Here is an 8,719-nt window from a genome sequence, read left to right as displayed (position 1 = left end):
TTTGAGAAGTTACCGCTGAATAAGCTCTGAGTAAATATCAAAACAAAAGCTTGAAATATCGGGGGTTATATGTTAGAATGAACTTACAATGTGAGTAAAGTTACTGCATATGTAACTAAAAAAGCCCCACCGTTCCAGCGATGGGGTTTTTTGCTACCCTCTAAAAGGGTTAACCATTACTTCTTACGTTTCTTAAGCCATAACTTGAAAAGCTCAGATAACACGTTAATAAGTAACGGAGCTAGAAACACTGTGAGTAAAGTTTCTAACATATGCAACACCTCCCTTCCTTGAATTGAGGGGGCCAAAACATTATATCATACCAGATTTATATCATCAACATCGCTTAATTCTTGGCATAGATAGACTTAGATACGCAAATAATCTTACTAGCAAATCTCTGAACAAATCCAGAAATCAACATTTTAAGACAAAGCAAAAAGCCCACTGTTGTAGGCTTTCTGTAAGATATTTCTTAAAATTAAAGCATTTTGTTATCTTGCTAGATTTAGATAGAGAAAAGTAGGCCTAAGCCTGCTCTAAATCTAACTTGATTTTCTCAAAAACTATTAAATTTAAATAAGCTGAGAAAACATAACGGGTAACAAAAAGGGGACTAAAATTGATGAGTTCAGTAAGCAAGTAAATTGCACCTGTCATAGGTGCTTTTTATTTTACCTCTTGAATAGTACTGATTTCAGTCTCAAAGAGAGAAATCTCAGTTGGTTCATCAGGGCTAGGATTGTCAATGAGGATAGTGATTTCATCTTGCTCATCATTGTCCATTTCGTCAATAAAATCTGTGACAAAACCTTTTATGACTTTACCGTCACTAGTTACTACCTGAACTCTTGAACATAGGTAGTTCCAAAGTTGTTTACTCATTCTTAGCCCTTTCACATGTTATAAGCACTATGCTACTGAAATACTAAGGATTTCATCCTCAAAATACTCATAAAGAGTACCGTCGACATCCAATCCGATTGAGTCAATCTCCTCATCGTTGTCATCTTTGTTACAGTATTCTTGGACAAAACCTGAAATGATTGAGCCGTCTTTAAGCACAAGTTTCACGTTTTGTCTTAAAAAATTCCATAATTTCATAACTTACCTCCTGCCCTTGGTTCAAGCTCTTTGCTATACAGTCATTGTTTTATCTGAATTATACCATAACTGGCTTTTACTTGACTCCACAATATTCTTGTATTTAAAAGTTTTTTAGGTTATAATTAAATTAACGAATAGAGGTTTTCCATCTCCTCTTGAAATAGATTATTCTGCGGTAGGAGGTGGGACACCTCTATTTTTATAATTGCTAACCTCGGATTATACTTGTACTAGAATTTTTTTTGAGTTATAATGAAGGTCAGGTAAAGGTGGTCTAACGCCCATGAAGTAGCTTGCTGTGGAGGCGGTGGGTCACCTTTATTTGATTTTAAAATCAATAAAATGTATAATTTAGTCAAGAAAGAAGCATGATTTTCCCGCCCAAAAAGCCTTAGAGCTGTGGGAGAGTCATGCTTCTTTTTACCTCTCAAAAGAGAACTACAATCTAAAAGTTAAATAGAAAAAATAATTCACGAAACGCAAATGTTATTAATTTTATAATTGTCTTAGCTTGTATATCAATATTTGGTTTAAATTCACTTAATAGTATTAACTTTCAGTTCTACCGTATGTTCCATCTGTATCAAATATATGCATGAGTTCTTCATCAGTTTGTGCTTGCGTTACTTTATCACGAATACCCATTTTAGACATATCAAGTCTCTTAAATCTTCTAACACCTGCTGCATCTTGCCCTTCTCGTATAAGTTCTATACGACCAACACCTGGATTTTGTCTTGCATATTCTGCCAATCCTTTTGCTTTTGGAAGGTTATCTTTATACTCAGGGTTATGAGGTTCTAATAAATCAATAATTAAACTATCATCGAAATTTTTATCTCTTCGAACAATTATAAAGTCAGGATACATTGGCTTTTTTTCCCCATTCAATTCATAAGGGATACAAAGTGCCCATGATGCTCTTGGTGAGTTTCTAATCCAACAAATAAAATCATCCCTCTCAAACTCCTCCCTAAGAACCACTTCTTCCCAACTATTTAACTTAATAGTAGTATATCCGTTATCATTAACAAACAAATGATTGCTATATTTTTTACCTTCTTCATTTATAGAAACAGTTATGGTCTCTGGAAGACGAAAATTATGTTTACTTACTACATCTCCATCAGAGACTATACGTTCATATTGCCTACGTAATTTTTCATTAAGTTTTGGAATATGCCTACGCCAAATATCATTTAATTTATGAAATGTTTCTTTAGCATATACGTTTAAATTTGTGATACAATCACTATCTGTTGCAAAAAGAATTACGTCTATTTTGAGGTTATTAATATGGTCCTTTTTAAAGTATGTATTAAGATAAATATTTCCAATCCCCTCATTACCTAGTCTTGCTTCTGCCAATCTAAATTGACGATCTATATCAATATCAGTCGATATAAAAGAACTAGTAAATAAATTAGATTCATTTTCAACTACTTCTCCAAACGCATCAAAAATTTGTGTACCAAGTTTAAATTCTCTTGCTTCCTCTAAAAGACTATCATAGATCCCTTCTTTTTGTAAATTTTCGATATACAAACGAATTTTATTAATAATTTCATTTTGAATAGTTTCAGTTGCTTTTTTATCAAGTCCTGATTGTACTAATAATCTTCCTATACTATATAGAGATTTCAAATAGTCGTTAATTCGTACGTTTCGAACATTGTACGTCAGTAAACCAGATTCATTAATCTCTTTAACAATAGCTTCACGGTCAAAATCTAAATCAACTTCATATTTTTCTGTACTTTCATTGTCAGATGGTGAATATTCATGTGCTAATATTGTTTTCTCCCGCGAATCAATCCTATTGACATCATTATTAAAGTTAGTATTTATATTGATGTTATTCAACCTAGTTGACTCTAATTGACTTTGCTCTTTACCATTTCCTACAATCAAAGTACCAGTTGCTTTAGTAATTGAATCGTCAACATTATCAAAGACGGTCATTTGACCATCAGGAATCTCATCTTGCTCATTAATTCCAGATTTTGGACGTACAGTAAGTGTAACCAAATTTCTATTACTTATATTTTCACCTGTAATATCAGTCGGAATATTTCCACCTTCTGTTGCTTGCAAATCTTCAATGACATTATTCACTGATACTTTATCAAAATAGGGTAGGTAAAGATGAACATCATTTAGTGTATCATCAACCTGTATATGCATTTGCATTGGAGTTCTCACCATTCGACCTAAAAGTTGCGCTATATAAGTAGAATCCTTTGCTGATCTGAAACTCATCATGGTTTCAGCTCTCGGGCAATCCCATCCCGTCGATAAATTTTCTTTAAAGAAGACAACTTTAATCTTCTTATCATCTGAAATACGAGAAGGCTCTATAAATGCGACTTCTAGTCCAGCAATAGTTAATGTTGATTCTGTTTGCCCAAAAGTATGAACAACTTCTCCTCTTAAAAATTTTATTCCAGTTCTATCTTGTATATTTTTTAAACAAGTATCTAAATCTGTCTTAGAAATACATTCGCTATTCCCATTTTCAACTTGCACGACAAATATCGGGTTGACCTGTGCATAATGTTGCTCATAACAATATTGGTACCAATGATCACATTTAGTTTTCCAATCATCAGTTGCCGCTTGTAATACAGCCATATCCTTACTTACAGAAGACTCTTCTGAATAAGAAATGACAATTCTATCTTTCAAGAGGCCAGAGGCCCGAACTTCATCAGCAGTTATGAGTACATTATGAATAGTAGAAGTTGTCCCTTTTACTAAGTTATTGAATCTTTCTATTGTTGCTGACATGCCAATTACAAGTGGCATTGGATCAATTCCATCATTCTCACTTCCTTTGAGGAATTTTTGCATGATAGTAGTAGCTTTGCCAGCTTCTACTCCTTGCATTCCTCGGTGAGCTTCATCAATAATAAAATAAAGTTGATTTACTTTCTTGTTAATAGTATTTTGTAATGTTTCCCAGATAGTATACTGACGCTTATCACTTTTTTTGGTTAAATTGCTACTTCTAGATAGTTTTTGTGTATTTAGGAAATAAATATGACCATCTTCCAATACTTCATTATCAAAATCCTCGTCAGTAATAGTAACTGTAGTTCCTATTGCAATTCTATCAGCTTTTATGTCAATTTTTAATTTTGATTGTTCATTCAAGTCTGGTGAGTCAGATAGCCAAACAAATATAGCCTCAGGTTGATCTACATATATTCCATTTCCACAATAAATATCCTCTATTAATGCAGCCATAACTATCGTTTTCCCTGCTCCTGTTGGAGCAGTAAAAGATATTACTTGAGGAATATGAGTTCTTTGATATGAGCCTCTAGCTTCTTCAACACTCATACGTAGATTATTAAGTGCTTTCTGTTGAAACGAGAACAAATTTAATTTCATTTATTTACCTGCCTGTATTAATTCGAAAATTGTCAAGATAGTCTTTATACAATTGATACGTTGTTTTTACTTTAAGTTGTAAGGACATCTCCCTATATCCAGTATCAGAGTCTGTTACGATAAAGACAGTTTGTATATTTATATCTGTATTTACTTTATCAACAAAATATGAAAATTGCTTTTCATCAATAAGTACTGCAAAGCCATTCTTAGATAGGATTAACATTGATGGAAGCGATTTTTCAATCAATGCAGGACAAGCACCTATACAACCTGTCTTCATCCATAGCACTGGTAGTAATTCACTAAATTGTCTCCCCAATGCCACAGAATCTTTATCCAAAAAACCAAGTTTTAGATATGCGACATTGGACTCAAAACCATTGGAATATTCAAGTTCACTTCCCAAATATGAACCTTGTAAAGGCTCCCCATTTATGTCGGTTCCTTGAATTGAGCAAACTGTCCTTGGCCATGTTACATGTTGAGCTATACCAAGTTTTTCCCATTCAATATCACCTGGCTTAAATCCACTATTCGTCAATTTTTTCGCTTCTGATTCTGATACTTCATTGTTTGTAACTAAAATACAGCGACGGTTCCCTCCGTCTATAGAATTAAGTAAATTAATCGCATGTAAAGTCGTACCAGATCCCGCAAAGAAATCAAGAATTAGTGCATTAGGTTTTTTTGCAGTGAAAAAACGTATTGCATCTAATGTAGAGTACAAAGATTTTGGATAGGTGAAACGTTTATCACCTAATATTTGTTGAATGAGAGTAGAACCATTCTCACTTGCACTATGAGAAGATTGATTCCATACAGACATTGGTCTAATCTCATTGGTCTTGCCTAAGATCACAGCACCTTCACTATCCATACCAGAAACACTGATTTTTCCATCCTCAATTTTTTTTAATATTCCTCTCGAAAGATAAGAAATTGATCTTTTTTGTGTTTTGGGATTATATTTACCAAATTTCACATAACCTTTCTGCATTCTTTCTTTTAAAGTTTCCTGAGATAATTGCCATGTTCTCTCATCATTTTTTTTCCCTAATGGGAAAATTGCATATGTGCCTTCCGGAGGGGTCACATCACTTCTTTTCTTATCGAGCGTTAATGATTCCCCAGTAGAATGAAATTTATGATCTTTTTTATTAAAGAAAATTGGATAAAAAAGAGTTGGCGACTCATGTCTTCTACTATTTGATCCCGATCTTTGTAAACTTGCCCATCTAACTTCTATTGGTTTATCAAGGGTTTTATTAAGCATATCTTGATTATTAGGGACTACTTTAGAATCTTTTATATATACAAAGAAAATATATTCTTCAACACGGGAAAATCCAAAATCTCTTGCAACCCCTTTTGGATTTATAACATCCGTCACCATTTGTATTTTAGACCCTGAAAATATTTCTTCAAGTAAACATCCCAAGTGTAAATACTCTTTCTCATCAATAGTTACAATTAATACAGAATCTTTAGGATTAAGCAATTGTTTTGCTAACTTTAAACGTTTCTCCATCATAGAAAGCCACTTACTATGACGATAAGAATCTTTGCTATCTACATAATCATTATTATATTTCCAGTCTTTTGCTCCTGTATTATATGGAGGATCAATATATATACAATCAACTTTCCCGGCATATAAATATCTTAACAACTGAAGTGCATGGTAATTGTCTGCTTCAATAAGAGTGTGCCACAAACTACTGTCGGGAGCATTCTCTATTACATCGATAGGCCTTAAATAAGGGTATATTGAATCTCCGAATTCTGCAATACAAGTTAATTCTTTAACTTTTAACTCTCGGTTCTCTTTTGTTACTAAATTTATACATTCTGCTATATTATCTTTGATATTTTTTACTACATAAATATCTGTAATTTTTTTATTATTTAATGCTACTTTTTTCCCAACTTCAATTGAAATATCATGTAGTGGTGTACACTCAGGCATGTGATCTTCAAATACAAGACCAAATTTTTTTTGTTTTGAAAGTTTATAAACTTCTTCATTTATTTTTTGTCTAAGATCAATATCTTGTATTTGGTCAATTAAATCTTTTAAAGCAGCCATATTTTCTCACATTCTTTTTAAATTTATTTCTATTATATCATGGAATGCCAAATAGAACGTTTCTAATTATAAACTTTATTAAACTTTAAATATCGAGCCTTATTGACAAAGATAAAGTATTCCTTTTAATTAATACATTAGTCATACATCACATTAATAGTAATTGTAGTTCTGCTTTTCTTCTCGCATCTTGTTCTGAAAACTTTGTACTATCCCAAGCATAAGCAATTGATTTCCTTTAATATAAATCAACCAAATTATTAAATTATCGATACATTCTTTAAGCTCTGTCCATTTGTTCTGATCAAGTAAATCAGGTAGTTCTTGACTAGAAACAACCCCATGATTAACAATACGATCTTGGATTTGAGTCTTTAAAGACAGACTATATTGATTGAACTCTTCAATTAATTGTTCTTTTTTATTATGAAATAGATTATGTATTGAAGTATTTTGTTGTCCTTCATACTCTTCAATTGCTTGTCTAATTTTGTCTTTTTCATTTAGGAAATACAATCGTAGTGAATCTAACCAACGAAAATAAAGGGCTTGCTTTGAAACCTCTAAACTTTCTTGTTCTCCCTAAAAACTATCACAACTGTAGTAAATTTTAGATAATAAAGCAATATCCGGCATTAACACTACGGCAGAAAAAATATTTGCATCACGTGCTAGCAAACTTTCCTGATTGTCGACAGATTCCGTAAAACATGTACCGTTATGGTTAAGAACAAAATAACCTAGTTCATAGCATAGGGTGAAATTTCGCTTCACAATGGAATTATCCTTTTCATAGGAAAAACTAATACCGAATTCATCGATAATGGTTAATCCTTCAATCTTATGATTTGAAAAGTAGTGGCCAATCACTTTAATCTTATATTTCTGAATACAGTGCTGAAAGGAGGGAAAGATGAGTTTCATTGCACAGGGATTTTGATTCAAGAAAGACTATAACTATCTTAGATGGGCGGACACAAGTGACGATTTGCAATCACTTTCTGCGCTATTCCAGACAGGTCCGAAACCAAGTCAAAGTCATCAAGCGAAATGCTTTTGGCTTTCGAAATTTTGACAATTTTAAAACTAGAATTTTCCTCGCTTTGAATATCAAAAAGGAGAGAACCAATTCGGTCCTCTCTAGGGTATAACTTTTCGTTAACCCACTACAGTTGACAAAGAGCCTTTTTTCTTATCCTCCTTCACGACTAGGAGGTATTCTATTTTTTAAGACAAAGCAAAAAGCCCACTGTTGTAGGCTTTCTGTAAGATATTTCTTAAAATTAAAGCATCTTGTTGTAGAATTCAACGACAAGTGCTTCGTTGATTTCTGGGTTGATTTCATCGCGTTCTGGTAAGCGAGTCAATGAACCTTCCAATTTTTCAGCGTCGAATGATACGAATGCTGGACGTCCAAGAGTAGCTTCTACTGCTTCAAGGATAGCTGGAACTTTCAATGATTTTTCACGAACTGAGATCACTTGACCTGGGGTTACGCGGTATGATGGGATATCAACGCGTTTTCCGTCAACAAGGATGTGACCGTGGTTTACGAATTGACGAGCTTGACGACGAGTAGTCGCAAGACCAAGACGGTAAACAACGTTATCCAAACGACGTTCCAAAAGAAGCATGAAGTTGAAACCTAGGATTCCGCCTTTGATTTTTGTAGCTTGTACGAACAAGTTACGGAATTGTTTTTCACCTACACCGTAAGTGAAACGAAGTTTTTGTTTTTCAGCCAATTGCAAACCGTATTCTGACAATTTAGAACGGTTGTTTGGTCCGTGTTGTCCTGGTACGTAGTTACGACGTGCCAATTCTTTACCTGTACCTGTAAGTGAAAGGCCAAGGCGACGAGCTTGTTTCCAAGATGGTCCTGTATAACGTGACATGTGAATGTCCTCCTGATATAAATAATATTTCGGTGGAAATAGTCACTTAGAAAGCCCTGATTCGTGCAGATGCCCTTCGCCTAAACAGCCAAGGTTACTTATCATAAGACACCTGTTGACGAGCTTCATGCTTTCCTGCTGATATTTCACACAAAATCCATTTTACCATGAATTACTGGATTTGTAAAGGGGTTTTAAGCTTTATTTTGATTACCAGAGAGGTTGAGAAGGAGGG

The 8,719-nt window shown here is 33.7% G+C and carries 8 protein-coding genes and 1 pseudogene; 1 reads left to right on the top strand and 8 read right to left on the bottom strand.

Going from position 1 to position 8,719, the window contains the following annotated elements; genetic code table 11:
• Positions 1-528: 528 nt before the first annotated feature.
• The 7 genes from QM409_RS10510 to QM409_RS10480 all read right to left on the bottom strand — a co-directional run bounded on the left by QM409_RS10510 (position 529) and on the right by QM409_RS10480 (position 7,513).
• Entirely contained in the window at positions 529-660 is a 132-nt protein-coding gene (locus QM409_RS10510) for a hypothetical protein (RefSeq protein WP_414310506.1), read from the bottom strand.
• A 9-nt stretch (positions 661-669) separates the two neighbouring features.
• Positions 670-885, bottom strand: coding sequence for a hypothetical protein (locus tag QM409_RS10505; protein WP_261241063.1), 216 nt, complete (start codon positions 883-885; stop codon positions 670-672).
• Positions 886-912: 27 nt separating this feature from the next.
• Positions 913-1,104, bottom strand: a complete 192-nt coding sequence (locus tag QM409_RS10500; RefSeq protein ID WP_153209632.1) for a hypothetical protein — start codon at positions 1,102-1,104, stop codon at positions 913-915.
• 552 nt (positions 1,105-1,656) lie between these two features.
• The gene (locus tag QM409_RS10495) at positions 1,657-4,500 is read right to left on the bottom strand and encodes a DEAD/DEAH box helicase (RefSeq protein ID WP_153209631.1); all 2,844 of its coding nucleotides are present in this window, start codon (positions 4,498-4,500) and stop codon (positions 1,657-1,659) included.
• Between the two features lie 4 nt (positions 4,501-4,504).
• A complete protein-coding gene (locus QM409_RS10490; RefSeq protein ID WP_153209630.1) occupies positions 4,505-6,589 on the bottom strand; it encodes a site-specific DNA-methyltransferase in 2,085 nt (694 codons plus the stop codon).
• Between the two features lie 153 nt (positions 6,590-6,742).
• Positions 6,743-7,105: a hypothetical protein gene (locus QM409_RS10485; protein WP_228112199.1), complete on the bottom strand. Its 363-nt coding sequence runs from the start codon at positions 7,103-7,105 to the stop codon at positions 6,743-6,745.
• Between the two features lie 66 nt (positions 7,106-7,171).
• A complete protein-coding gene (locus QM409_RS10480) occupies positions 7,172-7,513 on the bottom strand; it encodes an ImmA/IrrE family metallo-endopeptidase (protein WP_228112198.1) in 342 nt (113 codons plus the stop codon).
• Between the two features lie 101 nt (positions 7,514-7,614).
• Between QM409_RS10480 and QM409_RS10475 the strand changes: the two are divergent.
• Positions 7,615-7,740, top strand: a pseudogene (locus tag QM409_RS10475) (transposase); the annotation flags it as partial.
• A 132-nt stretch (positions 7,741-7,872) separates the two neighbouring features.
• Here the strand turns inward: QM409_RS10475 and rpsD are convergent.
• Positions 7,873-8,484, bottom strand: a complete 612-nt coding sequence (gene rpsD / locus QM409_RS10470) for a 30S ribosomal protein S4 (RefSeq protein WP_000092756.1) — start codon at positions 8,482-8,484, stop codon at positions 7,873-7,875.
• Between the last annotated feature and the right edge of the window lie 235 nt (positions 8,485-8,719).

The organism is Streptococcus mitis, assembly GCF_047465045.1.
GTDB classification, from domain to species: Bacteria; Bacillota; Bacilli; order Lactobacillales; family Streptococcaceae; genus Streptococcus; species Streptococcus mitis_DT.
This window is presented reverse-complemented; position numbering and strand designations above follow the sequence as displayed.

Excerpts from the sequence above, each read along its gene's own strand:
- QM409_RS10510 (WP_414310506.1), bottom strand. The coding sequence starts at position 660 with ATGACAGGTGCAATTTACTTGCTTACTGAACTCATCAATTTTAGTCCC.
- QM409_RS10500 (WP_153209632.1), bottom strand. The coding sequence starts at position 1,104 with ATGAAATTATGGAATTTTTTAAGACAAAACGTGAAACTTGTGCTTAAA.
- QM409_RS10480 (WP_228112198.1), bottom strand. The coding sequence starts at position 7,513 with ATGAAACTCATCTTTCCCTCCTTTCAGCACTGTATTCAGAAATATAAG.
- rpsD (WP_000092756.1), bottom strand. The coding sequence starts at position 8,484 with ATGTCACGTTATACAGGACCATCTTGGAAACAAGCTCGTCGCCTTGGC.
- QM409_RS10495 (WP_153209631.1), bottom strand. The coding sequence starts at position 4,500 with ATGAAATTAAATTTGTTCTCGTTTCAACAGAAAGCACTTAATAATCTA.
- QM409_RS10490 (WP_153209630.1), bottom strand. The coding sequence starts at position 6,589 with ATGGCTGCTTTAAAAGATTTAATTGACCAAATACAAGATATTGATCTT.
- QM409_RS10505 (WP_261241063.1), bottom strand. The coding sequence starts at position 885 with ATGAGTAAACAACTTTGGAACTACCTATGTTCAAGAGTTCAGGTAGTA.